Origin of the sequence: Thermus albus (assembly GCF_022760855.1) — a bacterium.
In the GTDB taxonomy this organism is placed as follows: Bacteria; Deinococcota; Deinococci; order Deinococcales; family Thermaceae; genus Thermus; species Thermus albus.
In genome coordinates, this window is sequence record NZ_JAKTNR010000009.1 from 49,515 (window position 1) to 75,929 (window position 26,415).

General features: G+C 64.7%; 22 protein-coding genes, 1 tRNA gene and 1 riboswitch. Of the genes, 13 read left to right on the top strand and 10 right to left on the bottom strand.

Annotation, left to right across the window (positions count from 1 at the left end; genetic code table 11):
- Positions 1 to 41: 41 nt before the first annotated feature.
- The 8 genes from L0D18_RS09605 (at position 42) to L0D18_RS09640 (ending at position 13,282) form a co-directional block, all read left to right on the top strand.
- Positions 42 to 680 carry a S4 domain-containing protein gene (locus L0D18_RS09605; RefSeq protein WP_243028670.1) on the top strand — a complete coding sequence of 213 codons (639 nt, stop codon included), beginning with the start codon at positions 42 to 44 and terminating at the stop codon, positions 678 to 680.
- Between the two features lie 181 nt (positions 681 to 861).
- Complete coding sequence (gene rpoB, locus L0D18_RS09610; RefSeq protein WP_243028672.1) at positions 862 to 4,221, top strand: DNA-directed RNA polymerase subunit beta; 3,360 nt, start codon at positions 862 to 864, stop codon at positions 4,219 to 4,221.
- A 40-nt stretch (positions 4,222 to 4,261) separates the two neighbouring features.
- Positions 4,262 to 8,833, top strand: a complete 4,572-nt coding sequence (gene rpoC / locus L0D18_RS09615) for a DNA-directed RNA polymerase subunit beta' (RefSeq protein WP_243028674.1) — start codon at positions 4,262 to 4,264, stop codon at positions 8,831 to 8,833.
- Between the two features lie 108 nt (positions 8,834 to 8,941).
- Positions 8,942 to 9,520: a fuculose-1-phosphate aldolase gene (locus L0D18_RS09620; protein WP_243028675.1), complete on the top strand. Its 579-nt coding sequence runs from the start codon at positions 8,942 to 8,944 to the stop codon at positions 9,518 to 9,520.
- Complete coding sequence (locus tag L0D18_RS09625; RefSeq protein WP_243028676.1) at positions 9,517 to 9,756, top strand: hypothetical protein; 240 nt, start codon at positions 9,517 to 9,519, stop codon at positions 9,754 to 9,756. The genes L0D18_RS09620 and L0D18_RS09625 overlap by 4 nt, the downstream gene beginning before the upstream one ends.
- Complete coding sequence (locus tag L0D18_RS09630) at positions 9,726 to 10,574, top strand: alpha/beta fold hydrolase (RefSeq protein WP_243028677.1); 849 nt, start codon at positions 9,726 to 9,728, stop codon at positions 10,572 to 10,574. Before L0D18_RS09625 ends, L0D18_RS09630 begins: the two co-directional genes overlap by 31 nt.
- A gap of 47 nt (positions 10,575 to 10,621) precedes the next feature.
- Positions 10,622 to 10,717: riboswitch (TPP riboswitch) on the top strand.
- A gap of 21 nt (positions 10,718 to 10,738) precedes the next feature.
- The gene (locus L0D18_RS09635; protein ID WP_243028678.1) at positions 10,739 to 11,773 is read left to right on the top strand and encodes a thiamine ABC transporter substrate-binding protein; all 1,035 of its coding nucleotides are present in this window, start codon (positions 10,739 to 10,741) and stop codon (positions 11,771 to 11,773) included.
- 27 nt (positions 11,774 to 11,800) lie between these two features.
- The gene (locus L0D18_RS09640) at positions 11,801 to 13,282 is read left to right on the top strand and encodes an ABC transporter permease (protein ID WP_243028714.1); all 1,482 of its coding nucleotides are present in this window, start codon (positions 11,801 to 11,803) and stop codon (positions 13,280 to 13,282) included.
- 62 nt (positions 13,283 to 13,344) lie between these two features.
- Here the strand turns inward: L0D18_RS09640 and mutM are convergent, their stop codons facing one another.
- The 7 genes from mutM to L0D18_RS09675 all read right to left on the bottom strand — a co-directional run bounded on the left by mutM (position 13,345) and on the right by L0D18_RS09675 (position 17,565).
- Positions 13,345 to 14,142, bottom strand: a complete 798-nt coding sequence (gene mutM / locus L0D18_RS09645; protein ID WP_243028679.1) for a DNA-formamidopyrimidine glycosylase — start codon at positions 14,140 to 14,142, stop codon at positions 13,345 to 13,347.
- A gap of 2 nt (positions 14,143 to 14,144) precedes the next feature.
- Entirely contained in the window at positions 14,145 to 14,504 is a 360-nt protein-coding gene (locus L0D18_RS09650; protein ID WP_243028680.1) for an acyl-CoA thioesterase, read from the bottom strand.
- 12 nt (positions 14,505 to 14,516) lie between these two features.
- Positions 14,517 to 14,753: a 4a-hydroxytetrahydrobiopterin dehydratase gene (locus L0D18_RS09655; RefSeq protein WP_243028681.1), complete on the bottom strand. Its 237-nt coding sequence runs from the start codon at positions 14,751 to 14,753 to the stop codon at positions 14,517 to 14,519.
- Between the two features lie 52 nt (positions 14,754 to 14,805).
- A tRNA-Met gene (locus L0D18_RS09660) sits at positions 14,806 to 14,882 on the bottom strand.
- 9 nt (positions 14,883 to 14,891) lie between these two features.
- Positions 14,892 to 16,268, bottom strand: coding sequence for an FAD-binding oxidoreductase (locus L0D18_RS09665; RefSeq protein ID WP_243028682.1), 1,377 nt, complete (start codon positions 16,266 to 16,268; stop codon positions 14,892 to 14,894).
- Positions 16,269 to 16,355: 87 nt separating this feature from the next.
- Positions 16,356 to 17,315 carry an aldo/keto reductase family protein gene (locus L0D18_RS09670; RefSeq protein WP_243028683.1) on the bottom strand — a complete coding sequence of 320 codons (960 nt, stop codon included), beginning with the start codon at positions 17,313 to 17,315 and terminating at the stop codon, positions 16,356 to 16,358.
- Positions 17,316 to 17,358: 43 nt separating this feature from the next.
- On the bottom strand, positions 17,359 to 17,565 hold the full coding sequence (locus tag L0D18_RS09675; protein ID WP_243028684.1) for a CDGSH iron-sulfur domain-containing protein: 207 nt from the start codon (positions 17,563 to 17,565) through the stop codon (positions 17,359 to 17,361).
- A 53-nt stretch (positions 17,566 to 17,618) separates the two neighbouring features.
- On the opposite strand from L0D18_RS09675, the gene L0D18_RS09680 reads away from it, so the two are divergent.
- Complete coding sequence (locus tag L0D18_RS09680) at positions 17,619 to 19,931, top strand: penicillin acylase family protein (RefSeq protein WP_243028686.1); 2,313 nt, start codon at positions 17,619 to 17,621, stop codon at positions 19,929 to 19,931.
- Here the strand turns inward: L0D18_RS09680 and L0D18_RS09685 are convergent.
- The 3 genes from L0D18_RS09685 to L0D18_RS09695 are packed head-to-tail and all read right to left on the bottom strand — an operon-like array spanning position 19,882 to position 23,245.
- A complete protein-coding gene (locus tag L0D18_RS09685) occupies positions 19,882 to 20,769 on the bottom strand; it encodes a GGDEF domain-containing protein (protein ID WP_243028688.1) in 888 nt (295 codons plus the stop codon). The genes L0D18_RS09680 and L0D18_RS09685 overlap by 50 nt on opposite strands.
- A 9-nt stretch (positions 20,770 to 20,778) precedes the next feature.
- A complete protein-coding gene (locus tag L0D18_RS09690; RefSeq protein ID WP_243028690.1) occupies positions 20,779 to 21,138 on the bottom strand; it encodes a hypothetical protein in 360 nt (119 codons plus the stop codon).
- Between the two features lie 13 nt (positions 21,139 to 21,151).
- The gene (locus L0D18_RS09695; protein WP_243028692.1) at positions 21,152 to 23,245 is read right to left on the bottom strand and encodes an AAA family ATPase; all 2,094 of its coding nucleotides are present in this window, start codon (positions 23,243 to 23,245) and stop codon (positions 21,152 to 21,154) included.
- Positions 23,246 to 23,314: 69 nt separating this feature from the next.
- Between L0D18_RS09695 and glgC the strand changes: the two genes are divergently transcribed.
- The 4 genes from glgC to L0D18_RS09715 are packed head-to-tail and all read left to right on the top strand — an operon-like array spanning position 23,315 to position 26,348.
- Positions 23,315 to 24,559 carry a glucose-1-phosphate adenylyltransferase gene (glgC, locus tag L0D18_RS09700; protein ID WP_243028694.1) on the top strand — a complete coding sequence of 415 codons (1,245 nt, stop codon included), beginning with the start codon at positions 23,315 to 23,317 and terminating at the stop codon, positions 24,557 to 24,559.
- A 2-nt stretch (positions 24,560 to 24,561) separates the two neighbouring features.
- Positions 24,562 to 25,248: a SagB/ThcOx family dehydrogenase gene (locus L0D18_RS09705; protein WP_243028696.1), complete on the top strand. Its 687-nt coding sequence runs from the start codon at positions 24,562 to 24,564 to the stop codon at positions 25,246 to 25,248.
- A gap of 27 nt (positions 25,249 to 25,275) precedes the next feature.
- On the top strand, positions 25,276 to 25,950 hold the full coding sequence (locus tag L0D18_RS09710; protein WP_243028697.1) for a response regulator transcription factor: 675 nt from the start codon (positions 25,276 to 25,278) through the stop codon (positions 25,948 to 25,950).
- Complete coding sequence (locus L0D18_RS09715) at positions 25,950 to 26,348, top strand: gamma-glutamylcyclotransferase family protein (RefSeq protein WP_243028699.1); 399 nt, start codon at positions 25,950 to 25,952, stop codon at positions 26,346 to 26,348. Before L0D18_RS09710 ends, L0D18_RS09715 begins: the two co-directional genes overlap by 1 nt.
- Positions 26,349 to 26,415 lie beyond the last annotated feature (67 nt).

Below are 26,415 nucleotides of genomic sequence, written 5' to 3' on the forward strand. Positions count from 1 at the left end.
CCCTAAGCCTTACCGCTTCCCTTGGGGTATCATCTTTCCTGGTGGCGGACCTCATGGCCTACCTGAAGCGGGCCCGGGGCGGACGGGTGGTGGAAACCGGCTTCCTGGACCCGGAGGAACAGGCCCTTCTGGAGGAAAAGGCCCGAATGGAAGGGCTTAAGGTGGCCTTTTTCGGGGGGTTCCCCCTGGCCGAGAGGAAGGTGGCGGTGCTGTATCCCCCGGAGGTCCCTTCCGTGCACGATCCGGTGGCGGTGGTCTTTCTGGAGAAGGAACCCCCGGATCTGGGGGAGGCCATGGGGGACCAGGAGGCCTTTGGCGAAGGCCACCTGGTGGCGGTGTCCGCCAAGGGGAAGCAGGCCTTGGAGGAGGCGGGTTACACCCTCCTCCCACCCCCGGAAGGGGCCTTGCGGGCGGCAAACGAGCGGGTGCGCACCCTGGTGGTGCCCTCTTTAAGGGTGGACGCCGTGGGGGCCAAGGGCTTTGGGGTTTCCCGTAGCTATTTCGCCCAAGGGGTGAGGGCGGGGAAGGTGCGGCTAAAGGGCAAGGTGGCCTCCCCCAAGGACGAGATGGCTCCCGGGGACACCCTGTTGGCCGAGGGCCTAGGAAGCCTTAGGCTTTTGGAGGTGCTTGGCGAAACCCGGCGGGGGAACTATAAAATCAAGGTGGAGGTGGAACGGTAGGAGCAAAAAGGCCAGGGTCGGGTAGGCTTGACGGCTTAAGGGACTGCCCTATAAGCTAAGGTTTGTGCTCTTTGGTCGGGCCAAGGGAGCACGGTAAGAGCCAGCCGCCGCAAGGGGAGGCCCCCTTGCGGAAGAACCCTGTTAGCTTACCTCGGGCGGCCCGCTTTCCCAGAGGTGACGCATGGAGATTAAGCGGTTCGGTCGCATCCGAGAGGTTATACCCCTTCCCCCTTTGACGGAAATCCAGGTGGAGTCCTATAGAAAGGCCCTCCAGGCCGATGTTCCCCCGGATAAGCGGGAGGATGTGGGCATCCAGGCGGCCTTCAAGGAAATCTTTCCCGTGGAGGAGGGGGACAAGGGCAAGGGGGGTATGGTCCTGGATTTCCTGGAGTACCGCATCGGCGAGCCCCCCTTTTCCCAGGACGAGTGCCGGGAGAAGGACCTGACCTACCAGGCTCCCCTCTATGCCCGCCTCCAGCTCATCCACAAGGACACGGGGCTCATCAAGGAGGACGAGGTCTTCCTGGGCCACCTCCCCCTCATGACCCAGGACGGTTCCTTCATCATCAACGGGGCCGACCGGGTGATCGTTTCCCAGATCCACCGCTCCCCCGGGGTCTACTTCACCCCGGACCCCGCCCGGCCCGGGCGTTACGTGGCCAGCATCATCCCCTTGCCCAAGCGGGGGCCGTGGATTGACCTGGAGGTGGAGCCGAACGGCACCATTTCCATGAAGGTCAACAAGCGCAAGTTCCCCCTGATCCTTCTCCTCAGGGTTCTGGGCTACGACGCGGAAGCCCTGAACCGGGAGCTTGGGGCCTACGGGGAACTGGTGGGGGGCCTTCTGGACGAGGCGGTGCTGGCCATGCGCCCGGAGGAGGCCTTGGTGCGCCTCTTTACCCTGCTCCGCCCCGGCGATCCCCCCAAGAAGGACAAGGCCCTGGCTTACCTCCATGGCCTCTTGGCCGATCCCCGGCGCTACGACCTGGGGGAGGCGGGGCGGTACAAGGCGGAGGAGAAGCTGGGCGTAGGCCTTTCCGGCCGCACCCTGGTGCGCTTTGAGGACGGGGAGTTCAAGGACGAGATCTTCCTGCCCACCTTGCGCTACCTCTTCGCCCTCACCGCTGGGGTGCTGGGGCACGAGGTGGACGACATTGACCACCTGGGCAACCGCCGCATCCGCACCGTGGGGGAGCTCATGGCCGACCAGTTCCGGGTGGGCCTAAGCCGCCTGGCCCGCGGGGTGCGGGAGAGGATGGTGATGGGCTCCGCCGATACCCTTACCCCGGCCAAGCTGGTGAACAACCGGCCCCTCGAGGCGGCCATCCGCGAGTTCTTCAGCCGCAGCCAGCTTTCCCAGTTCAAGGACGAGACCAACCCCCTCTCCTCCCTGCGCCACAAGCGGCGCATCTCTGCCTTGGGGCCTGGGGGCCTTACCCGGGAGCGGGCAGGCTTTGACGTGCGGGACGTGCACCGCACCCACTATGGCCGCATCTGCCCGGTGGAAACCCCGGAAGGGGCCAACATCGGCCTCATCACCTCCTTGGCCGCCTACGCCCGGGTGGATCACTTGGGCTTCATCCGCACCCCCTACCGCCGGGTGAGGGACGGGGTGGTCACCGACGAGGTGCTCTACATGACCGCCACCGAGGAGGACCGGTACACCATCGCCCAGGCCAACACCCCCCTGGAGGGGAACCGCATCGCCACCGACCGGGTGGTGGCCAGGCGCCGGGGGGAGCCGGTGATCGTGGCCCCGGAAGAGGTGGAGTTCATGGACGTGAGCCCCAAGCAGGTCTTCTCCGTGAACACCAACCTCATTCCCTTCCTGGAGCATGACGACGCCAACCGGGCCCTGATGGGTTCCAACATGCAGACCCAGGCGGTGCCCCTGATCCGGGCCCAGGCCCCGGTGGTGATGACGGGCCTCGAGGACAGGGTGGTGCGGGACTCCCTGGCCGCCCTCTACGCGGAGGAGGAGGGAGAGGTGGTGGCGGTGGATGGCCGCCGCATCGCCGTGCGCTATGAGGATGGCCGCTTGGTGGAGTACACCTTGCGCCGCTTTGTGCGTTCCAACCAGGGCACCGCCTTGGACCAGCGCCCCCGGGTGACCGTGGGCCAGAGGGTCAAGAAGGGGGATCTTCTGGCGGATGGCCCCGCTTCCGAGGAGGGCTTTTTGGCCCTGGGGCAGAACGTCTTGGTGGCCATCATGCCCTTTGACGGCTACAACTTTGAGGACGCCATCATCATCAGCGAGGAGCTCCTAAAGCGGGACTTCTACACCTCCATCCACATTGAGCGCTACGAGATCGAGGCCCGGGATACCAAGCTGGGCCCGGAGCGCATCACCCGGGATATCCCCCACCTTTCCGAGGCCGCCCTTAGGGACCTGGACGAGGAAGGGGTGGTGCGCATCGGGGCTGAGGTCAAGCCCGGGGACATCCTGGTGGGCCGCACCAGCTTCAAGGGGGAGCAGGAGCCCTCCCCGGAGGAAAGGCTTTTGCGCTCCATCTTTGGCGACAAGGCCCGGGATGTGAAGGACACCTCCTTAAGGGTGCCTCCAGGCGAGGGGGGCATCGTGGTGGGTACCCTGCGCCTAAGGCGGGGGGACCCGGGGGTGGAGCTTAAACCGGGCGTGCGGGAGGTGGTGCGGGTCTACGTGGCGCAAAAGCGCAAGCTCCAGGTGGGGGATAAGCTGGCCAACCGCCACGGGAACAAGGGGGTGGTAGCCAAGATCCTCCCCGTGGAGGACATGCCCCACCTGCCCGATGGCACCCCGGTGGACATCATCCTGAACCCCTTGGGCGTGCCCAGCCGGATGAACCTGGGCCAGATCCTGGAAACCCACCTGGGCCTGGCGGGTTATTTCCTGGGCCAGCGCTACATCTCCCCGGTCTTTGACGGGGCCACGGAGCCCGAGATCAAGGCCCTTCTGGCCGAGGCCTTTGACCTTTACTTCGGCAAGCGCAAGGAGGAGGGCTTCGGGGTGGACAAAAGGGAGCTGGAGGTGCTGGCCCGGGCGGAGAAGCTGGGTCTGGTGAGCCCGGGCACAAGCCCGGAGGAGCAGCTAAGGGAGCTCTTTACCCAGGGCAAGGTGGTCCTCTACGATGGCCGCTCCGGCGAGCCCATTGAGGGCCCCATCGTGGTGGGGCAGATGTTCATCATGAAGCTCTACCACATGGTGGAGGACAAGATGCACGCCCGCTCCACCGGCCCCTACTCCCTCATCACCCAGCAGCCCTTGGGCGGCAAGGCCCAGTTCGGTGGCCAGCGCTTCGGGGAGATGGAGGTGTGGGCCCTGGAGGCCTACGGGGCCGCCCACACCCTGCAGGAGATGCTCACCCTAAAGTCCGACGACATCGAGGGTCGCAACGCCGCCTACGAGGCCATCATCAAGGGGGAGGACGTGCCCGAGCCCAGCGTGCCCGAGTCCTTCCGGGTGCTGGTGAAGGAACTTCAGGCCTTGGCCCTGGACGTGCAGACCCTGGATGAGCGGGATAACCCCGTGGACATCTTTGAGGGCTTGGCGTCCAAGCGGTAAACCGCACGGAAGAAGCGGGATTGCTCGCAGCGGAGGAAGAATGAAAAAGGAAGTTCGCAAGGTCCGCATCGCCCTGGCCTCTCCGGAAAAGATCCGCTCCTGGAGCTACGGGGAGGTGGAGAAGCCCGAAACCATCAACTACCGCACCCTGAAGCCTGAAAAGGATGGGCTCTTTGACGAGCGCATCTTCGGCCCCACCAAGGACTACGAGTGCGCCTGCGGCAAGTACAAGCGCCAGCGCTTTGAGGGCAAGGTGTGCGAGCGCTGTGGGGTGGAGGTCACCAAGAGCATCGTGCGCCGCTACCGCATGGGGCACATCGAGCTGGCCACCCCGGCGGCCCACATCTGGTTCGTGAAGGACGTGCCCTCCAAGATCGGGACCCTTCTGGACCTCTCCGCCACCGAGCTGGAGCAGGTCCTCTACTTCAGCAAGTACATCGTCTTGGACCCCAAGGGGGCGGTGCTGGATGGGGTGCCGGTGCAGAAGCGGCAGCTTCTCACGGACGAGGAGTACCGGGAACTCCGCTACGGTAAGCAGGAAACCTACCCCTTGCCCCAAGGGGTGGACGCCCTGGTCAAGGACGGGGAGGAGGTGGTGAAGGGGCAGGAGCTTTTCCCCGGGGTGGTGAGCCGCATGGACGGGGTGGCCCTGTACCGCTTCCCCCGGCGGGTGCGGATCGATTACCTGCGCAAGGAACGGGCGGGCCTCCGCCTTCCCCTTGCCGCCTGGGTGGAGAAGGAGGCCTATAGGCCAGGGGAGGTCCTGGCGGAGCTCCCCGAGCCCTACCGCTTCCGGGCGGAGGAGGAGGGGGTGGTGGAGCTGAAGGAGCTGGAGGAGGGCCACCTCCTCACCCTGCTTAAGGAGGATGAGCCCGTGGTCCGCTACTTCCTCCCCGTGGGGCTTACCCCCTTGGTGGTCCAGGGGGAGGTGGTGGAAAAGGGCCAGCCCTTGGCGGAGGGGCGGGGGCTTTTGCGCATGCCCCGGCACATGGCCGCCAAGGAGGTGGAGGTGGAGGAGGAAGGGGATACCGTCTACCTCACCTTCTTCCTGGAGTGGACCGAACCCAAGGATTACCCCATCGCCCCCCATATGAACGTGGTGGTGCCCGAGGGGGCCCACGTCCAGGCGGGGGAGAAGGTGGTGGCGGCCATTGACCCCGAGGAGGAGGTGATCGCCGAGGCCGAGGGGGTGGTCCACCTGCACGAGCCCGCCAGCATCGTGGTGATGAAGGCCCGCCTCTACCCCTTTGAAGAGGACGTGGAGGTGACCACCGGGGACCGGGTGGCCCCGGGGGATGTCCTGGCGGATGGGGGCAAGGTGAAGAGCGAGATCTACGGCCGGGTGGAGGTGGACCTGGTGCGGAACGTGGTGCGGGTGGTGGAGTCCTACGACATCGACGCCCGCATGGGGGCCGAGGCCATCCAGGCCCTCCTGAAGGAGCTGGACCTGGAGAAGTTAGAGGCCGAGCTTTTGGAGGAGATGAAGCACCCCTCCCGGGCCCGGCGGGCCAAGGCCAGGAAGCGCCTTGAAGTGGTCCGGGCCTTCCTGGACTCGGGCAACCGCCCGGAGTGGATGGTTCTGGAGGCGGTCCCCGTGCTACCTCCCGACCTCCGGCCCATGGTGCAGGTGGATGGGGGCCGCTTCGCCACCAGCGACCTCAACGACCTCTACCGCCGCCTCATCAACCGCAACAACCGCCTGAAGAAACTCCTGGCCCAAGGGGCTCCGGAGATCATCATCCGCAACGAGAAGCGCATGCTCCAGGAGGCGGTGGATGCGGTGATTGACAACGGCCGCCGCGGTTCTCCCGTCACCAACCCGGGCTCCGAACGCCCCTTGCGTAGCCTCACCGACATCCTCTCCGGCAAGCAGGGCCGCTTCCGCCAGAACCTCTTGGGCAAGCGGGTGGACTACTCGGGGCGGAGCGTGATCGTGGTGGGGCCCCAGCTCAAGCTCCACCAGTGCGGCCTGCCCAAGCGCATGGCCCTGGAGCTCTTTAAGCCCTTCCTCCTGAAGAAGATGGAGGAAAAGGGCATTGCCCCCAACGTCAAGGCGGCCCGCAGGATGCTGGAAAGGCAGCGGGACATCAAGGACGAGGTGTGGGACGCCCTGGAGGAGGTGATCCACGGCAAGGTGGTCCTCCTGAACCGGGCCCCCACCCTGCACCGCCTGGGCATCCAGGCCTTCCAGCCGGTGCTGGTGGAGGGCCAGTCCATCCAGCTCCACCCCCTGGTCTGCGAGGCCTTTAACGCCGACTTTGACGGGGACCAGATGGCGGTGCACGTGCCCCTCTCCTCCTTCGCCCAGGCGGAGGCCCGCATCCAGATGCTCTCCGCCCACAACCTCCTCTCCCCGGCCTCCGGGGAGCCCTTGGCCAAGCCCAGCCGGGACATCATCCTGGGGCTTTACTACATTACCCAGGTGCGCCGGGAGAAGAAGGGGGCGGGCCGGGAGTTCGCCACCCCCGAGGAGGCCCTGGCCGCCTACGAGCGGGGGGAGGTGGCCTTGAACGCCCCCATCAAGGTGGGGGGTAGGGAGACCAGCGTGGGCCGGCTGAAGTTCGTCTTCGCCAGCCCCGACGAGGCCCTTTTGGCGGTGGCCCACGGCCTTTTGGACCTCCAGGACGTGGTCACGGTGCGCTACCTGGGCAAGCGGCTGGAGACCAGCCCGGGCCGGGTGCTCTTTGCCCGCATTGTGGGCGAGGCGGTGGGGGACGAGAAGGTGGCCCAGGAGCTTTTGCAGATGGACGTGCCCCAGGAGAAGAACTCCCTTAAGGACCTGGTCTACCAGTCCTTCCTGCGCCTGGGCATTGAGAAGACCGCCCGGCTCCTGGATGCCCTCAAGTACTACGGCTTCACCCTTTCCACCACCAGCGGCATCACCATCGGCATCGACGATGCCGTGATCCCTCCCGAGAAGCAGAAGTTCTTGGAGGAGGCGGATAAGAAGCTCCGGCAGATCGAGCAGGCCTACGAGATGGGCTTCCTCACCGACCGGGAGCGCTACGACCAGGTGATCCAGCTCTGGACCGAGACCACGGAAAAGGTCACCCAGGCGGTCTTCAAGAACTTTGAGGAGAACTACCCCTTCAACCCCCTCTACGTGATGGCCCAGTCCGGGGCCCGGGGTAACCCCCAGCAGATCCGCCAGCTTTGCGGCATGCGCGGCCTCATGCAAAAGCCCTCGGGGGAGACCTTTGAGGTGCCGGTGCGCTCCTCCTTCCGGGAGGGCCTCACCGTGTTGGAGTACTTCATCTCCAGCCACGGGGCCCGCAAGGGTGGGGCGGACACCGCCCTCAGGACCGCGGACTCCGGGTACCTCACCCGGAAGCTGGTGGACGTGGCCCACGAGATCGTGGTGCGGGAGGCGGACTGCGGCACCACCAACTTCATTTCAGTACCCCTTTTCCAGCCCGACGAGGTAACCCGGACCTTGCGCCTGAGGAAGCGCTCCGACATCGAGTCTGGGCTTTATGGCCGGGTTTTGGCCCGGGAGGTGGAGGTTCTGGGCCAGCGGCTGGAGGAAGGGCGGTACCTGACCCTCGAGGACGTGGCCCTCCTCATCAAGGCGGCAGAGGCCGGGGAGATCAAGGAGGTGCCGGTGCGGAGCCCCCTCACCTGCCAGACCCGCTACGGGGTCTGCCAGAAGTGCTACGGCTACGACCTTTCCATGGCCCGGCCCGTGTCCATCGGGGAAGCGGTGGGGGTGGTGGCGGCGGAGTCCATCGGCGAGCCCGGCACCCAGCTCACCATGCGCACCTTCCACACGGGTGGCGTGGCGGTGGGCACCGACATCACCCAGGGTCTGCCCCGGGTCATCGAGCTCTTTGAGGCCCGCAGGCCCAAGGCCAAGGCGGTGATCTCCGAGATCGACGGGGTGGTGCGCATAGAGGAAACCGAGGAGAAGCTTTCGGTCTTCGTGGAGTCCGAAGGCTTTTCCAAGGAGTATAAGCTTTCCAAGGACGCCCGCTTGGTGGTGAAGGACGGGGACTACGTGGAGGCGGGCCAGCCCCTGACCCGTGGGGCCGTGGACCCCCACCAGCTTCTAGAGGCCAAGGGCCCCGAGGCGGTGGAGCGCTACCTGGTGGACGAGATCCAGAAGGTCTACCGGGCCCAGGGGGTAAAGCTCCACGACAAGCACATTGAGATCGTGGTGCGGCAGATGCTCAAGTACGTGGAGGTCACCGATCCCGGGGACAGCCGGCTTCTGGAGGGCCAGGTCCTGGAGAAGTGGGATGTGGAGGCCCTAAACGAAAGGCTCATCGCCGAGGGCAAAACCCCCGTGGCCTGGAAGCCCCTCCTCATGGGGGTCACCAAGAGCGCCCTTTCCACCAAGAGCTGGCTTTCCGCCGCCAGCTTCCAGAACACCACCCACGTGCTCACCGAGGCGGCCATCGCCGGCAAGAAGGACGAGCTCATCGGCCTCAAGGAAAACGTCATCCTGGGCCGCCTGATCCCCGCCGGCACGGGAAGCGACTTCGTCCGCTTCACCCAGGTGATGGACAAGAAGACCCTCAAGGCCATTGAGGAGGCCCGCAAAGAGGCAGTGGAGGCCAAGGAACCCGCGGTGCGCCGCCCTGCCCGCCGGGAGCAGCCGGGTAAGCAGGCCTAGGGCCCGGGCGGTTGAAGCCCCCGATGCCCCAACCTGGCCAGGCCAGGTTGGGGTTTTTGCTGGGCGGGGTCCGGCCTCCCGGTTTCCCAAGTGCGCCATAATGGGACCATGTTGGCCCGGCTTTATGGGGTCTTTCGCCAGGTGGGGGAGGACCTTTTCCACCATAGGCTCATTTCCGCCACCGCGGGCAACTTTTCCGTGCGCACCAAGGAGGGCTTTCTCATCACCAAAAGTGGGGTGCAGAAGGGGAGGCTTACCCCGGAGGACCTGGTGGAGGTGCCCCTGGAGGGTCCCTTTCCGCAAGGGGCCAGCGTGGAAAGCGTCATCCACCGGGAGGTTTACCTGCGGACGCCGGCCCGGGCCATCGTCCATGCCCATCCCCGGGTGGCGGTGGCCCTTTCCCTGCACCTGGACTCCCTGGTGCCCCTGGACCTCGAGGGCCAGTACTACCTGAAGGAGGTCCCGGTGCTGGCCCCCAAAACCGTGAGCGCCACCCTCGAGGCAGCCTTAGCGGTGGCCGAGGCCCTTAAGGACAGGCGGGCCTGCCTCCTAAGGGGGCATGGGGCCTTCGCCATCGGGCTCAAGGAGAAACCGGAGGAGGCCCTTTTGGAGGCCTATAGCCTCCTCACCACCCTGGAGGAGAGCGCCGAGATCCTCTTCTACCACCGCCTTTGGGGGAAGGGATGAGGGTGCTCTTCGTGGAAGGAAAGGAAAAGGAGGCCCTTTTGGGCTTGGCCCGGGAGCTTCCCCATCCCTACTGGCTTCTTGCGGGGGAAGGGGTGTGGCTTCTGGAGGTGTTCGGCGCCGGGGAGGAGGCCTTGGGAAAGGCCCAGCTTCTGCCTGGGGTTAAGGTTTGGGCCTTTACCCTGGAGGATGGGGTAGTCTATAGGGGATGCGGGAAGAAATCGGGTACATCCCCGTAGGGGAAGCGGAGCTCTACGTGGAGGACGTGGGGGATGAGCATGCCCCGGCCATCATCGTCCTCCACGGGGGGCCCGGGGGCAACGCCTATGCCCTCAGGGAGGGGCTTCAGGAGCACCTGGAGGACTTCCGGGTGGTCTACTTTGACCAGCGGGGTTCGGGCCGGAGCCTGGAGCTTCCCCAAGATCCCAGGCTTTTCACCGTGGATGCCTTGGTGGAGGATACCCTGGCCCTGGCGGAGGCCTTGGGCCTTGAACGCTTTCACCTCCTGGCCCACGGGTTTGGGGCCATCGTGGCCCTGGAGCTTCTGCGCCGGCATTCGGAGGTGGGCGGGGCCATTTTGATGGCCCCTTGGGTGAGCTTCCCCTGGCTATCCGCAAGGCTGGCGGAGGCTGCGGGCTTAGAGCCCTTGGCCGACCCTGAGGAAAACCTTAAGGCCGCTTTGCAAAGGGCCGAACCCAAGGTGCTCTTTGACCGGCTCATGTTCCCCACCCCTCGCGGCCGCCTGGAGTACGAGTGGGTGGCGGAAGGCTCCGGGATTCTGGGGCCCGACACCCCGGCTTTGGCCTTTTTGCATAACGGCCTTTGGCGGCTGGACTACACCCCTTACCTCTTCCCCAGTCCTAGACCGGTGGCGGTGGTGGTGGGGGAAAGGGACGGTACCAGCTACCCCTACGCCGAGGAGGTGGCGGAGCGCCTTAGGGCCTCCATCCACGTGGTCCAGCAGGCCGGGCACTACCCTTGGATTGACCAGCCGGAGGCCTTTGGCGAGGTCTTTCGGGAAAGCCTCGAGGGCCTGCTGGCTCCTTGGAGGGTGTGAAAGGGGCCTGGGTTGCCCTTCTGGGGCCGGAGAGGGTGGTAAACTCTAGGCGTCACCGGGGGTGCTCCTTTTATGGGGCTGAGAAATACCCTTGGAACCTGAACCGGGTAATGCCGGCGTAGGGAAGGTGACCAAGGCCCCTCCCGGTGACAAGGAGGGGTTATATGTTAAGGTTTTGGTCTTTGCTGGTCCTTTTGGCCTTCGGCTTTGCCCAGGAGATCACCGTCCTCACCCACAGCAGCTTTTCCCTGGATAAGGGGCTCATCGCCCAGTTTGAGCGGGAAACGGGCCTGAAGCTCCGCTTCCTCAAGGGTGGGGATGCCGGGGAGACCCTAAACCGGGCCATCCTCACCAAGGGGGCGCCCATCGCCGACGTGATCTACGGCTTTGACAACACCTTTTTGTCCCGGGCCCTCGAGGCGGATATCCTGCTTCCCTACCGCAGCCCGGAGATCCGGAACCTCAAGGCCACCCTGCTTCTGGACCCCACCTTCCGCGCCCTGCCCGTGGACTACGGCTGGGTGAGCCTGAACTACCACCGGGCCTACTTCAAGGACCGGCCTTTGCCCAAGATACCCGCCGACCTCGCCCGGCCCGAGTACGCCAGGCTTTTGGTGGTGCAAAACCCCGCCACCAGCTCCCCGGGCCTGGCCTTCCTCATGGCCACCGTGGCCCGCTTCGGGGAGGATGGCTACCTGGACTTCTGGGCCCGGCTTCGGGACGGAGGGGTGCGGGTGGCCAAGGGTTGGAGCGAGGCCTACTACACCCACTTCACCCTCTACAAGGGGGATCGGCCCCTGGTGGTCTCCTACACCACCAGTCCCGCCGCCGAGGTCTACTACTCCGAGGGCAAGTACCAAGAGCCCCCCACGGGGAACCTTTTCCCGGAGCTGGCCTTCTTCCAGGTGGAGTTCGTGGGGGTCCTGAAGGGGACCAAGAACCTGGAAGGGGCCAGGAAGGTGGTGGACTGGTTCCTTTCCAAGCCGGTGCAGGAGAACATCCCCACGGAGATGTGGATGTACCCGGCCCGCCGCGATGCCAAGCTCCCCGAGGTCTTCCGCTTTGCCCCAGAGCCCGTGGGGAGCGTGCGCTTGGACCCTAAGGCCATGGCGGAAAACCGCGAGCGCTGGATTGAGGAGTGGACCAAGGTGGTCCTCCAGGGGCAAAGCCCCGAGGCGGTGCGGCGGGGCAGGCGCTAGGGGGCCTTGGGGTTAGGCTTGAGGGGCATGGCCTTCGGGGCCCTCTTGGTCTTCCTCTTCCTGGGCCTGGCCCTCTTTTATCCCTTGGGGCGGATCCTCATCCTGGGGGCAGGGGAGGGGCTCGCCCGGGCCTTGGCGAACCCGTATTACTGGGAGCGTTACCTTTGGAGCCTGGAATATGGGCTCCTTTCCGCCCTCTTTACCCTATTCCTGGCCTTACCCCTGGCCTTTGCCTTTCGGCGCCGGTTTCCCTTGCGGGAGGCCTTCCTAGCCCTTGCCACCTTGCCCTTCGTCCTGCCCACCCCGGTGGTGGCCCTGGGGTTCTTGGCCCTTTTGGGGCCCAGGGGGCTTTTGGGGGTGGACCTCTATGGCACCAAGGCTCTCCTCTTCCTGGCCGCGGTGTTTTATAACCTGGGCCTGGCCTTAAGGATCCTCCTGCCGGTGGCTTTGAGCCTGGAATGGCCTTTGCAGGCGGCTAGGGTCTTAGGAGCTTCCCCCCTTCGGGCCTTCCTCAGGGTGGGGCTTCCCCTTCTTTTGCCCGCCATGGGTTCGGCTGGGGTTTTGGTCTTCATCTACGCCTTTTCCGCCTTTGGGGTGCCCCTTCTTCTGGGCGGGCCCCGGTACGCCACCCTGGAGGTGGAGGTCTACACCCTCTTGGCCTACCGCCTGGCCTTTCCTGAGGCCAGCGCCCTCATGCTCCTGGAGATCCTCACCCTGGCCCTGGCTGTGGTCCTCTACCTCCGGCTTAGGCCTTATCCCCTTCCCGCGGGAGGGCTTCTTCCCGCTCCCTCCTGGGCCTACACCTTGGGTCTAGGGGGCTTTTTCCTTCTTCTTTTTGCTCCCCTGGGGGTGCTTTTCCTCCACGTGGATCCCGGGGCCTTGGCCTCGGCCTGGGCCTCCAAGGACTTCACCCCCCTGTCCTTGGCCCTGGGCAATACCCTCCGCTTCACCCTGTTGGCCCTCCTTTTGGCCTTGCCCTTGGGGGTGGCCTATGCGGCGGCGGCCCGGAGGAGCCCCCTCATGGACCTTTTGGGCCTCTTTCCCCTTATGGTGAGCCCGGTGGCGGTGGGCCTCGGCTACCTTCTCGCCTACCCCCATCTTCGGGGCTCCCTGCTCCTCCTGCTGGCCGCCTATGCCCTTCTGGCCTACCCCCTCCTGGCCCGGGCCCTCTTACCTGCCTTGCGCAGTCTTTCCCCAAGCCTCCTCGAGGCCGCCCGGGTCCTGGGGGCTACACCCCTTAGGGCTTTTTTCCGGGTGGAGCTTCCCTTGGTCTTCCCCGCTCTGCAATCGGGCCTGGCCTTGGCCTTGGCGGCCATTTTGGGGGAGTTTGGGGCCACCCTGGTGCTTTGGCGCCCCGAGTGGACCACCCTGACCCTGGCCATCTACGAGCGCTTGGGCCGGCCTGGGGAAGCCCCTTTCCGGGAGGCCTTGGCCATGGCTGGCCTTCTGGCCTTGCTTTCGGGGCTTGTCTTCTACCTTCTGGACCGGGGCAGGGGGCGGGTGGGCTGATACCACCCCACCTTGGCTGGGGCTGCCAGAGGGGTCCTTTCGGGGACCGGAACCGAGAGGGGCTATGCCCCCTGGCACCGCGGGCAGTAGTGGGTGCCCCTTCCCGCCACGGTCCTCTTGGCGATGGGAGTGCCGCAGGCGGGGCAGGGAAGGCCCGTTCGCCCGTAGACGGCGTGGCGCTCCTGGAAACTTCCGGGAAGGCCATCGGGTTGCTGGTAGGTGCGGTCGGAGAGGGTGCTTCCCCCTAAGGCCACCGCCTCGGCCAGCACCTCCTTAAGGGCCAGGAAAAGCCTTAGGGCTTCCTCTTTGCCAAGTTCCCGTCCCCGGCGAAGGGGGGAGAGGTGGGCCCGGAAGAGGGCCTCATCGGCGTAAATATTCCCTACACCGGCGGCCAGGCTTTGGTCTAGGAGCAAGGCCTTTAGGGGTTTGCGGCTTTTCCTTAACCCTTCCCAGAAGCTCAGGAACTGGAACTCCTCCGAAAGGGGCTCGAGGCCCAGGCGGGGGAGAAGGGGGATCTCCCGGTAGTCTCCCCGTTCCACCACCCAGATGCGGCCAAAGCGCCGGGGGTCGTGGAAGAAGACCTCCTGGTCCTCGAGGCGGAAGGCCACCCGGGTGTGGGGGGTCTTTTCCAGGCGGAAGCCCCCGGTCATGCCCAGGTGGACCACCATCTCCCACCCTTCCGTGAGGGCGAAGAGGAGGAACTTTCCCCGGCGGCGGAGGTCCTCTACCCGTTGGCCAAGGGCCCGCTCCGTGTTCCGGTAGCGAAGGGGGTCTTGGTGCTCTATCCGTAGAAGCCGCTTCCCTAGGAAAAGGGGAAGGAGCTTCTTCCGGGTGGTTTCCACCTCGGGTAGCTCGGGCATGTTTAGTCCACGGGCACGGGATGGCCCTTGTCGTCCACCGCTACGTAGGTGAGTTCCCCCTTGGTGGCCAGCACCCGGCCGTCCCCTTGACCGAAGGGCTCCTTGTAGACCTCCACCTCCACCGTCAAGGAGGTGCGCCCCACCCGCACCACCTTGGCCACCACCTCCAGAAGGTCCCCGGTACGGATGGGAACCTTGAACTCCACGCTGCCCACCGCCACCGTCACCACCGGTTTCCTGGCCCTTCTGGCGGCGGCGTAGGAGCCCACCTTGTCCATGAGGCCCAGCACGAAGCCGCCAAAGGCGGCGCCTAGGGGGTTGGTGTGCTCGGGGAAGACCAGCTCTAAGGTGCGCGCCTCCATACCCTCCCTAGGCTACCCCAGGAGGTCGGTGCGGCGGGCCATCTCCCGGTCCTTTTCCGTGATGCCCCCGGCGCTATGGGTCCACCACTCCACGGTGACCCGGCCCCACTCCACGGTGAGGCGGGGATGGTGGCCTTCGGCCTCCGCCAGCTCCCCAACGCGGCCCGCAAAGGCCAGGGCTTCCCGGAAGTTGGGGAAGGAAAAGGTCTTGACCAGGCGCTCAGGGTTTTGCTGCACCTCCCAGTCCATGCCCTAAGGGTAAAGGAAAACCCCGGATCCTCAGGGGGTCCGGGGTTTCATTTGGTTGCGGGGGCGGGATTTGAACCCGCGACCTTCGGGTTATGAGCCCGACGAGCTACCAGGCTGCTCCACCCCGCGTCGCCATCCTTAACTATAGCCAGGGGAAGAGCTTATGTCAAGCACCTTGCCCGGGTTCAGAAGCCCCTCGGGGTCCAGGAGGGCCTTAATCTTTCGCATCCAGTCCAGTGAAGCCCCGTGTTCCCTGGGAAGATACTGCTTCTTCCTGAGGCCCACCCCGTGCTCTCCGGTGCAGGTACCTCCCAGCTCCAAGGCCCTTTGCACCAGGGCCTCCGCGTAGGCCTCGGCCTTGGGATATTCTTCTGGGAGGACGGGTACTAGGGTGTGGAAGTTACCGTCCCCCACGTGCCCTAAGATGTTGCCCGTAAGGCCCATTTCCCCTAGAAGCCTTTGGGCGTAGCGCACCATTTCCGGTAGGTGGGAAAGGGGCACGGCCACATCGGTGATGACGAAGCGGTGGTCAGGGTAGAGGTGCACCAGGGCCCAGTAGGCCTGGTGGCGGGCCTCCCACTGGCGCCGGCGCTCCTCCTCCGTCTTGGCGGCCTCCACCTCGAGGGCCCCTGCCTCCCGCATGATCTCCAAGGCTAGGGCGCTTTCCGCCTCCAAGGCCTCCTGGGTGGAGGAGTGGAACTCCAAAAAGAGGGCGGGGCGCTCGGGGAAAACCGCCTGGAGGTAGCGGTTTAGGGCCCTTAGGGCCAGCTCGTCCAGTAGCTCCAGCCGGGCCACGGGAAGCCCGCTGGCCATCACCTGGTAGCTGGCCAGGGCGGCCTCCTCCACCCCAGGGAAGAAGACCCTTAGGGTGTGGACATGCTCGGGCAGGGGGTGGAGCCTTAGGGTGAGGCGGGTGATGATCCCCAAGGTGCCCTCCGAGCCGATGAAGAGGTCCTTTAGGTCGTAGCCCGCGCTGGTCTTGCGCACCCCCCGGCCCAGCTCTAAAACCTCCCCGCTGGCCAGGACCACTTGTAGGGCCAGGACGTTGGCCCGCATCCCCCCGTAGCGCACCGTGGTGGTACCGCTGGCGTTGGTGGCGGCCATGCCGCCCAAGGTGGCGTCGGCCCCGGGGTCCACGGGAAAGAAAAGCCCGGTGCCCTTTAGGGCCTCGTTCAGGGCCTTGCGGGTAAGGCCGGGTTCCACCACACAGAGGAAGTCCTCAGGGCGCACCTCCAGGATGCGGTTCATGCGGCTGAAGTCCAGGCTGAGGGTTTCCCTCAAGGGGTAGAGGTGGCCCTCGAGGCTGGTCCCAGCGCCATAGGGGATCACCGCCAGGCCCCTTTCACGGGCAAAGCGCAGGGCCTCTTGCACGTCCGCCACGCTCTCCGGGTAGACCACCGCCAAGACCTCCCCCTCCTCGGGGTATCCCTCGTCCCGCCCGTGCCGGCGGCGCTCCGAAGGGGAGGTTTCCACCTTCCCCGGGAAAAGGCGCTTTAAGGCCTCCAGGGTGTCCATAGAGGCCAGTTTAGTCCGGCTTGGCGTCGGGGGGTAGGGCTTCCGTTTCCCGCACCCGCCTTGGGCTTGGCCCCTGGGCCAAAAAAGCTAATCCTCGCCCTTCAGGATGGCCTCAATCCGCTCCAGGGCTTCCCCTGGTAGGTCCACCCCGGCGGCTCCCAGGCTTTCTCGGATCTGTTCAGGCCGGGTGGCCCCGGTGATGGCGCTGCTGATTCCGGGAAGCCTTAACACCCAGGCCAGGGCCAGCTGGGTGCGGGTCAGGCCCAGCTCGTCCGCCACCGCCTTGAGCTTTAGCACCTTCTTGCGGTTTTCCTCCGTGAGGAAGCGCTCGGCGAACTGGGGGTAGCGGGCGAAGCGGCTTTCCGGCGGGATACCTTCATCGTACCGTCCGGTGAGCATCCCCATGGCCAGAGGGCTCCAGACCACCAGCCCCATGCCAAAGCGCTCCGCCTCAGGAAGGATCTCCCCTTCCACCCGTTCGCGGAAGAGCATGGAGTACTGGGGTTGTTCCACAATGGGCGGGTGGAGGCCGTTTTCCCGGGCAAAGGCCACCGCCTCAGCGATCCGGGCGGCGGGCCACTCCGAGGTACCCCAATAAAGGGCATACCCCTTCTCCACGATGGTGTGCATGGCGTAGACGATTTCCTCCATGGGCACCTCGGGGTCATAGCGGTGGGCGAAGAAGAGGTCCACGTAGTCGGTCCTTAGGCGCTTTAAGCTTTGGGTGATGCTTTCCAGAAGGTGCTTGCGGCTTAGGCCCCGGTCGTTGGGATCCTCGGACATGGGCCAGTAGGCCTTGGTGGAGAGGACCAGGGTGTGCCGGGGAAACTCTGAGAGCACCTCCCCCATCACCTCCTCTGCCAGGCCCCGGGCATAGACATCAGCGTTGTCAAAGAAGTTGACCCCGCCCTCATAGGCGATCCTCACGATCTCCCGGATGGTTTCCTTGTCCTTCACCACATCCCCAAAGGTCACCCAGGCCCCCAGGGAGATCTCCGAAACCTTGAGGCCCCACTTGCCCAGCTTGCGGTAGCGCATCTCGCCCATGGCCCCCCGAGTTTACCCCTTGGGTCCGGCGGTGACCAGTGGGTCAGTCCTCCACCTCCAGCACCCCCCCGGGGGCCTGGAAGCCGATCCGCTTGTGGGTACCATCGCAGAAGGGCTTATTGGCTGAGCCTCCACAGCGGCAGAGGAAGACCTGGGACCTTTCCAAGACCTCTTCCTTTTCCCCTACCCGCACCCGAAAGCGCTTTCCCTCTAGCCGGATGGGGCCGTTCTCCAGGAACTCAAGCTTCATAGCCCCATTTTAGGCTCGCCATGCAGGGGTAAAGTGGTATACTCGGTCTAACTATGAAACGCCTCTTGCGGGTTTTAGCCTGGCTTCTGGGCCTGGCGGTTGCGGCCCTTGGCCTTTTGGCCTTGGGGGCCTACGTGACCTTGCGGGCTTCCTTGCCCCAGGTGGAAGGGCGTATGGCCCTAAAGGGCCTGGATGCCCCGGTGGAGGTGGGGCGGGATGGGCAAGGGGTGGTGCGCATCCGGGCCCAGAGCCTACAGGACCTCTTCTTTGCCCAAGGCTTTGTCCACGCCCAGGAGAGGCTTTGGCAGATGGAGTTTCAAAGGCGGGTGGGTCAGGGAAGGCTTTCCGAGGTGCTGGGGGAGGCCACCTTGGCCCAGGACCGTTTCTTACGGACCTGGGGCTTTTACCGGGCGGCCCAGGAGGCCTACGAGAGGCTTTACCCTGAGGAAAAAGCGGCGGTGGACGCCTATGTGGCTGGGGTGAACGCCTTCTTGCAAAGCGGGGCGCCCTTGCCCCCGGAGTTCCGCCTCCTTGCTTTCCGCCCCGAGCCCTGGACCGGTCCCGACGTCCTGGTCTGGGCCAAGATGATGAGCTTTGACCTCAGTGGGAACTGGGAGGAGGAGCTTATGCGCCATCGCCTCCTGGCCCGGGGGATCAGCCCGGAAAGGCTTCTTGAGCTTCTCCCCCCCTACCCCGAGGACGCCCCCACCATCCTCCAAAGCGAGGACCTAAGGCTTCCCCTGAAGCGGGAAGAGGCCCCGGCAGCCCTTCTCCAGATGGCCCCGCCCCGCTTTATGGAGGCCAGCAACAACTGGGTGGTGGCGGGAAGCCGCACGGTAACGGGAAAACCCCTCTTGGCCAACGATCCTCACCTGCGCCTGGGGGCGCCAAGCCTCTGGTTCCTCATGGCCCTGGAAGCCCCCGGTTACCGGGCCATGGGGGCCAGCCTCCCCGGGGTTTTGGGCATCGTCATCGGGCGGAATGAGCGCATCGCCTGGGGGGTGACCAACGTGGGGGCGGACGTGCAGGACCTCTACCTCCTGGAGGATGTGGAGGGCAAGGGGTACCGCTACAAGGGCCAGGTCCTTCCCTACCGGGTGCGGGAGGAGCGCATCCGGGTGAAGGGGGGTAGGGAGGAGACCCTGCGGGTGCGGGAAACCCTGTACGGTCCCGTGATCACCGACGCCCTGGAGGACCCCCCTAAGACCCCTATGGCCCTGCGCTGGGTGAGCCTGGATGCGGAGGACCATATCCTCATGGCCTATCTGGGGATCAACCGGGCGCGTAACTTTCAGGAGTTCGTGGCCGCTCTAGGCCACTACTCCGCCCCCAGCCAAAACTTCGTCTATGCCGATGTGGACGGGAATATCGGCTACATCGCCCCCGGGAAGTTCCCCATCCGCAAGGAGGGGCACACCGGGATGGTGCCGGTGCCGGGCAATGGGGCGTGGGACTGGCAGGGTTACCGCAGGCCGGAGGAGTGGCCCAAGGTGCTGAACCCGAAAGAAGGCTTCGTCGTCACCGCCAACAACAAGGTCACACCCGAGGGCTTCCCCTACGCCCTCACCTACGACTGGGCCGAGCCCTATCGGGCAGAGCGCATAAGGGAGCTCCTCCTGGCCAAGGAAAAGCTTTCTCCCGCCGATATGCAGGCGGTTCAGCAGGACCAAAAAAGCCTGCTTTTCCGGGATTTCCGTCCCGTGTTGGAGCTTCTAAACCCCCTTTCCGAAAGGGGCCGGGCCTGGCGGGAAAGGCTTTTGGCCTGGGATGGGGTGATGGGCCAGAACTCGGAGGAGGCCCTGGTCTTCGCCCTCTGGTACACGGAGCTCACCCGTCTGCCCGCCCAGGAGGTGGGGGAAGCCTTTTGGGATGAGCCCCGATATCTCCTGAAGGCGCTTAAGGAGGGGGACAAGAACTGCGACCAGCCGGAAACCGAGTACCGGGAATCCTGCCTGGATGTTGCCGCCTTGGCCTTGGAAAGGGCTTTGGAGAGGAAGGAGGGCCTAAAGGTGCGCTCCTGGGGGGCGGTGCACCGGGCGGTCTTCCCCCACGCGGTCCTCACCCATACCCCCTTGAGGCGCCTCACGGACCGGGTGGTGCCCTTTGGCGGGGACCGGTACACGGTGAACGTGGGCCCCTTTGATCCCAAGACCCTCCTCATGAGCCACGGGCCCAGCTACCGCCAGATCGTGGACCTCAATGACCTCGAGGCCTCCCTCTTCGTCCACCCCATGGGCCAAAGTGGGCACTTTTTGTCCACTCACTACGGGGATCTCCTGCCCCTATGGGCAAAGGGGGAATACCTCCCCATGGCTTTTACCCCCCCGGGCCGGGAAAAGGTTTTGCTGTTGGAGCCTGGGCGCTAGCTGGATTCACCTCTTCTCCTAAGGCCAGCTTTTCCGGACGGCTCTTGGCCAGGGTGGAGGCCAGGCTGGCCATGCGGATGAGGTCGTCGGCGGTGGCCCTGGGATTTCCTAGCCGTTTCCTCCGCCGCCTTCCCCCGGCCACGCCTAGGGAAAAACCCACCCTTTTTTCCTCCACCAGAATGGTAAGTTTTAGAAGCTCAGGAAGGTGGGGAAGGACCTGGGTGCGAGGCCGGGGAAAGATTAGGGCGAACTCGTCCCCAGCATAGCGGTAAGCCTCTCCCCTGTGTTTTTGGGCGAAAGCCGTGAGCTTACTGGCTATCTCTCTCAAGGCTTGATCGCCTGCGGTGTGGCCCAGCTCCTTGTTAAGTAGGCCGAAATCGTCGAGGTCCACGAACACCAGCGTGGGGTCTATCCCTTTCTCTAAGAGGCGTTCCAGATGGCCCCGCAGGAAGTCGGCCCGGGGCAGGCCCGTGAGGGGATCAAAACCTTGGCCGAGGGCGAAAGCCAAAGCGCGCTTGGTAAGGATACCTAGAAGGCGGCCTTCCTCCACGACCAAAAGCCTTTCCACGCCTTGCTGTTGCATGATGGTATGGGCCTCGAGAAGGTTGGCCTTCGGTGAGATGGACAAGGTGGGGCCTCGGAGGACATCCATCACGACCCGGTTGGGATGGACTCCCCTGAGGTCCCGGCTGGTGACCACACCCAACAAGGTACCGTCCTCTAAAACCAGAAGGCTTCCAATCTTATGCCGGGCCATGAGGTTGGCCGCCTCCCGCACGCTGGACCACGGGTCTATCGTCACCAGGATTGAGGTCATCACCTCTTTGACCTGGACCATGGCCAAGGATCATTCTAGCCGGACGGTTCGCGCAGCATGCAATATAACCTCTACTTGAACCCTCACCACCAGATCCTCGTGGATAAGGGGGGCAAGTTCTTCTAAAAGGAGTTCCGGCAAAACCTCTGGAGTCAGGGATTGGAGTATTGTTTTTCTTATCAAAATGGCCTCTACGGGTGCCCCCGAGATCCGAATAAGCTCGAATTGTCCTGGGGCCATGCTGTCGGCCATGCGTTTGGCGGCCTCCGGGCCAATGGGTGCCTGGCGTCCAATGAGGAGGGCATCCCAGAGGGGTGGAATTTCGAAAACCTGGCCGCTTAACCGAACCTCCAGCTGTTTCTTGGAAGTAGATTCACGCTTCTTGGCCATAGACCCCATTTTACTAGGGAGGGTTTTCCTCCCCATTCTCCATCTTTCGGAATGCCCCCAATACCTCCCGAACCCTATCGTGGACCCAGTAGGCCTTGCGACCAAAGATAAGTTCTATGGCCTCGTCCACCCCTTCCACCGCATAGAGGTGGAAGCGCCCTTTCTCCACCGCTTCCACCACCTCCTTGCGGAGGGTGAGGTGGGGAAGGTTGGCTTTGGGAAGGACTACCCCTTGGGTTCCTGTAAGCCCTAAGGTCTGGCATACCCGGAAGAACCCCTCCACCTTCTCCGCCACCCGGCCCACGGCCAGAACCTTTCCTGTCTGGTCCAGGCTGCCGGTGACCGCCAGGTCCTGCCTTAAGGGAAGGCCGGATATGGCGGAGAGGACTGCAAGAAGCTCCGCGAGTCCCGCCGAATCCCCTTCAATGCCCCCATAGCTTTGCTCAAAGACCAGGCTCACCGTGGCGGAAAGAGCCCCCAGGCTGGCATAGGTTCCCCGCAGGTAACCCGCCAGGGTGAGGACCGCCTTGTGGAAGACCTGGCCCCCCAGGCCCACCTCCCGGTCTATGGAGAGGATCCCTTCCCGTCCCGGGCCCGCCTGGGCGGTGATGCGCACCGGCCGCCCCTGGGGCAGGGGGCCTTCCACCACCACCAGGCCGTTGATCTCTCCGATCCGCATCCCCTGGACCTCCAGGGCCACCACCCCCTCCTCCAGGTCCTTGAGGTAGAGCTCCTCCTCGAGGCCAAACCGCTCTTCCCGGGTCCGGATGGCTTCCTCCACCGCTGGGCGGTCCAGGGGACGGCGGAAGGCCTGGGCTTCCTGGGCCAGGTCCAAAAGGCGGTAAAGCCGGGCATCCAGCCTCTCCTTGTGCCCCGCCCAGCGCCGGGCCTCGTCGGCCAGGGCGGAGAGACCCTCGGGGGTCAGGGCCACCCCTTGGGCCTCTAAAAATCCCCCCAGGTAGGCCACGTTCTCCTCCGTATAGGGGATCTCCGGGCTGAACTCCACACGGAAGGGGAAGAGCTCCAAAAACTCCTCGTCTTCCTCCAAAAAGGCCATCACCTCAGGGGGGCCCACCAAAAACACCTGGGCCTTGAGGGGGGCGGGCTTGAGGCGGGGGCCCTTGACCTCGGGCCTGGGGGCTAAGGGTTCCACCTCCTTGGTGGCCAGGGCCCGCTTCAAAAGGGTATAGCTCCCCAGCTCCCACACCCGGTGGGCCTCGAGGACCAACACCCCCCCCGTGGCCCGGTGCAGAGCTCCGGGGCGCAAAAGCCCCAGGTGGGTGGAGAGGTGGCCCTCTTGCATCTCGTACTCCAGGTGGCCGAAAAGCCTTTCCGGACTGGGGTTAGGCTCGTAGACCACCCGGCTTCCCCCCTCCACCAGAAGGCGGGGTAGGAGCCTTTCTAGGGCCGGGGTTTCCTCGAGGGCCGCCGCCCGCAGGAGGGTTTCCGTGATCCAGTCCAGGTACCGTCCCGCCTGGGGAAAGCGCCCTTTCAACTCCAGGGCCTTGGGCAGGAGGAAGCGCTCGGCAAAACCCCGCCTCAAGGCGGCCACCTCCGCCTCCGCCCGTTGCCGCACGTCCACGTAGGCCAAGACGGTTTCCTCCAGCTTGGCGGAAAGCTCCGGGGGCAAGGGACCCTTGCCCGAAAGCCTCAGGCCTTCTTCGCCTTCCAAAAGGGCAAACCCATAACCCTCCGCCTCCTGGGCCAGGGCCTTCAGGAGGGCCTCGGCCTCCTTCTCGTAGCGGGCCTCCACCAGGCTTTTGGCGTAGAGGAAGCCCTTTTCCCGGAAGAGGGCGGGAGTGAACTCGGAAAGGAGGGCCTCCACCCCTTCCACCAGAGCCCGGCCCTGGCCCTCCGGGAGGAGAAGGGGAAAGGCCTCCTCCCCCAAGGGCAGGTAGACCAGTTCTTCCTTGGGAAAGGTGCGCTCTTCCAAGAGGGCGAGGAGGCGTTTCCTTTTGCCTAGACCGCTTGGCCCCACCAAATAGCCGTGCCCCCCCTGGCGGAAGGCGGCCTCGAGGGCCTTTAGAGCCCGCTCCTGGCCGAAGAAGAGGGGCGCAGGCTTAGGATGTATGGGCGGGGTGAACCAGCGCAAGGGGAAGACCCGCATCGGGCTTCACTATACCCGGACGTTTGCCCCCGGGCTTTGGGGTAAACTGGCGGGCAAAGGAGGGATTCCATGGTGAAGGTGGAGGTTTTGGGGATGATCCTGGCGGGGGGGCAGGGAAGCCGCCTTTATCCCCTTACCGCCAAGCGGGCCAAGCCGGCGGTGCCCTTCGGGGCCAAGTACCGCATTATTGATTTCGTTCTTAATAACTTCGTGAACTCCGGGATCTACTCCATCTACGTGCTCACCCAGTTCAAGGCCCAGTCCCTCACCGAACACATCCAGCGCTACTGGCGCTTCGGGGCTTTTTTGGAGGACCACTTCATCCTTTTGGTGCCTGCCCAGATGTACCGCTATGAGGAGTTGGGCCCCGTGTGGTACCGGGGCACCGCCGACGCCATATACCAAAATCTCCACCTGGTGCATAACCACGCCCCGGAGGCGGTGGCCATCTTCGGGGGGGACCACATCTTCAAGATGAACATCCGCCACATGGTGGAGTACCACTACGAAAAACGCGCCGACATTACCATCGCCGCCTATCCCGTGCCGGTGGGGGAGGCTAGCCGCTTCGGGGTGTTGCAGGTGGACGAGGACTGGCGCATCACCGAGTTCCAGGAGAAGCCCAAAAGCCCCAAGCCCCTACCCAACAAGCCCCACCTGGCCCTGGCCTCCATGGGCAACTACATCTTCCGTACCGAGGCCCTCTTTGAGCTCTTAGAGGCCGATGCCAAGGAGGCCGCCTCCAGCCACGACTTTGGCAAGGATGTGATCCCCAGGGCCCTCAAGGAGGGGTATAGGGTCTTTGCCTATGATTTCCACCGCAACCCCATCCCCGGCCAGGAGGGTCCCAACCTGTACTGGCGGGATGTGGGCACCCTGGACGCCTACTTTGAGGCCAGCATGGACCTGGTCAAGGTCATTCCCGAGTTTGACCTCTTCAACCCCGAATGGCCCCTAAGGACCGCCGACCTCTTCAGCCCCCCTGCCAAGTTCGTGCACGAAACGGGGGAGCGGGTGGGCCGGGCGCTGAACAGCCTTCTGGCCGGGGGCGTCATCGTGAGTGGGGGCACGGTGCGGGAGTCGGTCCTCTTCCGCCGGGTGCGGGTGAACTCCTACAGCCTGGTGGAGCGCTCCGTCCTCTTTGACGACGTGGAGGTGGGCCGCTACTGCAAGATCCGCAACGCCATCATTGACAAGGACGTGAAGATCCCTCCCCATACCGAGATCGGCTATGAACTCGAGGCCGACCGTGGCCGGGGCTTCACCGTGACCCCCGAAGGGGTGGTGGTGGTACCCAAGGGGTACCGCTTCTAGCCATGGAGAAGCATCCGGGTAAGCTTTTCTACCGCCTTACCCGTCTCACCCAGGGGGAGGAGCTTCCCCTAAAGCGAAAGCCCAAGGCCAAGGTCTACGCCAATCCCCTAGAGACCCAGGCCCTGCCCCCCTTCCGGGAGGAAGGCGGCCCTCCCTTGTTCCGGGTCTTGTCCCAGCTTAAGCCTTTCCTGCCCGAGGTGGGCTCGGCCCTGACCCTAAAGGACCTCTCCCAGGTGCTTTACCCCCTGGCGGAGCGCTCGGGAAGGCGGGGTTTTCCCTCCGCGGGGGAGGCTTACCCCTTGGAGGTGTATTTGGTGGTGCGCCGGGTGGAGGGGGTGTTCCCTGGGGTGTACCATTACTTCCCCAAGGAACACCAGCTCTTCCAGATTGCCGCCAAGGTGGAGGAGGTCTCCTGGTCGGAGGCGCTTTTGGAGCTGGATTTGGGGAAGGCGGCGGCCCTTTTAGTCTTCACCTTGGTGCCGGAGCGGAGCGAGGCTTTGTTTGGGCTAAGGGGGTACCGGTATGCTCTTTTGGAGGCGGGCTATGCTGCGGGCCTGGTCCTCTTGGCGGCGGTGGGCCAGGGTTTGGCCGCCTACCCGGCGGAAACCTTTTATGATGAGAGCGTGGCCCGGCTCTTGCGGCTTCCGGAAGGGGAGTATCCTGGAGCGGTGGTGATTCTGGGGCGTTAGGATTAACGGGGTATTTAGGAAGGCATTATGGCGAGGATTCTCTTGGTGGAGGACGATCCCCAAGTGGGGGAGCTGGTGAAGCGGTTTTTGGAGAAGGAGGGGCTTGGGGTGGACTGGGCCCGCACGGGCCGGGAGGCCTTGCATCAGGTCTGGAATGGGGCCAAGCCGGACCTGGTGGTCCTGGACCGGGGGCTTCCCGATATGGAGGGCCTCGAGGTCCTCAAGGCCTTGCGGGACCTGGACCCTTTGCTCCCGGTTTTGCTCCTAACCGGTAAGGCCGACGAGGATAGCCGGGTGGAGGGGCTTCTGGAGGGGGCGGACGACTACCTGGGCAAGCCCTTCTCCCTTAAGGAACTTTTGGCCCGTATCAAGGCCCTTCTCCGCCGAAGCGGCAAGGAAGGTAGGCGGCATTTTGGCCCCTTGGAGCTGGACCTGGAGGCCAAGAAGGCCTACCTGGAGGGTCAGCCCTTGAAGCTTTCCGCCACCGAAACCAACCTCCTCTTTGTTCTGGCCCAGACCCCGGGAAGGGTGTACACCCGGGAGGAACTTTTGGAAAGGGTTTGGGGGCCAGATTTTGAGGGCTCCGAGCGGGTGGTGGACGCCTATATCCGCCTCTTGCGTAAAAAGCTCAAGGACAACCCCCAGGCTCCCCGGTTCATAGAAACCGTGGTGGGGATGGGGTACCGTTTCCTGGGCGAGTGATGGAGCGGGTGTTTGTCTACGGAACCCTAAAGCGGGGAGGGCGGAACCACCCTTTGGTGGAAGGGCTTGTGGTTAAGGTCCTTCCTGGGCAGGTGGAGGGGTTTAGCCTATACCACCTGGCCGAGGGGCCCGGCCGTCCCTATCCTTACCCCGGCATGGTTCCTGGGGAGGGAAGGGTCTATGGGGAGGTGCTCTTCCTGCCCCAAGGAACCCTCCCCCTTTTGGATGCCCTGGAGGAGGAGGGGGTGGAGTACCGGCGGGTGCAGGTGCTGGTGGAGACGGAGGAGGGCCCCCTCTTGGCCTGGACGTACCTCTACCTGGGGGAGCTGGAGGGGGCCCTCCGGTTACCTGGAGGAGTGTGGCCGCCTTCTCAGGACGGTGAAGGAGGCCTTTCCTAGGGCCAGGCGGGGGCTCGCTTGCTCACGGGCTTGCCGCGGTCTCTCACCCTATTGGGTAACCTCGAGC

Coding starts and splice junctions, on each gene's coding strand:
- L0D18_RS09685 (WP_243028688.1), bottom strand. CDS start 20,769: ATGGTCCAGGTCAAAGAGGTGATGACCTCAATCCTGGTGACGATAGAC.
- L0D18_RS09625 (WP_243028676.1), top strand. CDS start 9,517: ATGAGGGTGCTCTTCGTGGAAGGAAAGGAAAAGGAGGCCCTTTTGGGC.
- rpoC (WP_243028674.1), top strand. CDS start 4,262: ATGAAAAAGGAAGTTCGCAAGGTCCGCATCGCCCTGGCCTCTCCGGAA.
- L0D18_RS09655 (WP_243028681.1), bottom strand. CDS start 14,753: ATGGACTGGGAGGTGCAGCAAAACCCTGAGCGCCTGGTCAAGACCTTT.
- L0D18_RS09690 (WP_243028690.1), bottom strand. CDS start 21,138: ATGGCCAAGAAGCGTGAATCTACTTCCAAGAAACAGCTGGAGGTTCGG.
- L0D18_RS09680 (WP_243028686.1), top strand. CDS start 17,619: ATGAAACGCCTCTTGCGGGTTTTAGCCTGGCTTCTGGGCCTGGCGGTT.
- L0D18_RS09705 (WP_243028696.1), top strand. CDS start 24,562: ATGGAGAAGCATCCGGGTAAGCTTTTCTACCGCCTTACCCGTCTCACC.
- L0D18_RS09630 (WP_243028677.1), top strand. CDS start 9,726: ATGCGGGAAGAAATCGGGTACATCCCCGTAGGGGAAGCGGAGCTCTAC.
- L0D18_RS09670 (WP_243028683.1), bottom strand. CDS start 17,315: ATGGGCGAGATGCGCTACCGCAAGCTGGGCAAGTGGGGCCTCAAGGTT.
- mutM (WP_243028679.1), bottom strand. CDS start 14,142: ATGCCCGAGCTACCCGAGGTGGAAACCACCCGGAAGAAGCTCCTTCCC.
- L0D18_RS09620 (WP_243028675.1), top strand. CDS start 8,942: ATGTTGGCCCGGCTTTATGGGGTCTTTCGCCAGGTGGGGGAGGACCTT.
- L0D18_RS09650 (WP_243028680.1), bottom strand. CDS start 14,504: ATGGAGGCGCGCACCTTAGAGCTGGTCTTCCCCGAGCACACCAACCCC.
- L0D18_RS09635 (WP_243028678.1), top strand. CDS start 10,739: ATGTTAAGGTTTTGGTCTTTGCTGGTCCTTTTGGCCTTCGGCTTTGCC.
- L0D18_RS09665 (WP_243028682.1), bottom strand. CDS start 16,268: ATGGACACCCTGGAGGCCTTAAAGCGCCTTTTCCCGGGGAAGGTGGAA.
- rpoB (WP_243028672.1), top strand. CDS start 862: ATGGAGATTAAGCGGTTCGGTCGCATCCGAGAGGTTATACCCCTTCCC.
- L0D18_RS09710 (WP_243028697.1), top strand. CDS start 25,276: ATGGCGAGGATTCTCTTGGTGGAGGACGATCCCCAAGTGGGGGAGCTG.
- L0D18_RS09695 (WP_243028692.1), bottom strand. CDS start 23,245: ATGCGGGTCTTCCCCTTGCGCTGGTTCACCCCGCCCATACATCCTAAG.
- glgC (WP_243028694.1), top strand. CDS start 23,315: ATGGTGAAGGTGGAGGTTTTGGGGATGATCCTGGCGGGGGGGCAGGGA.
- L0D18_RS09640 (WP_243028714.1), top strand. CDS start 11,801: ATGGCCTTCGGGGCCCTCTTGGTCTTCCTCTTCCTGGGCCTGGCCCTC.
- L0D18_RS09675 (WP_243028684.1), bottom strand. CDS start 17,565: ATGAAGCTTGAGTTCCTGGAGAACGGCCCCATCCGGCTAGAGGGAAAG.
- L0D18_RS09715 (WP_243028699.1), top strand. CDS start 25,950: ATGGAGCGGGTGTTTGTCTACGGAACCCTAAAGCGGGGAGGGCGGAAC.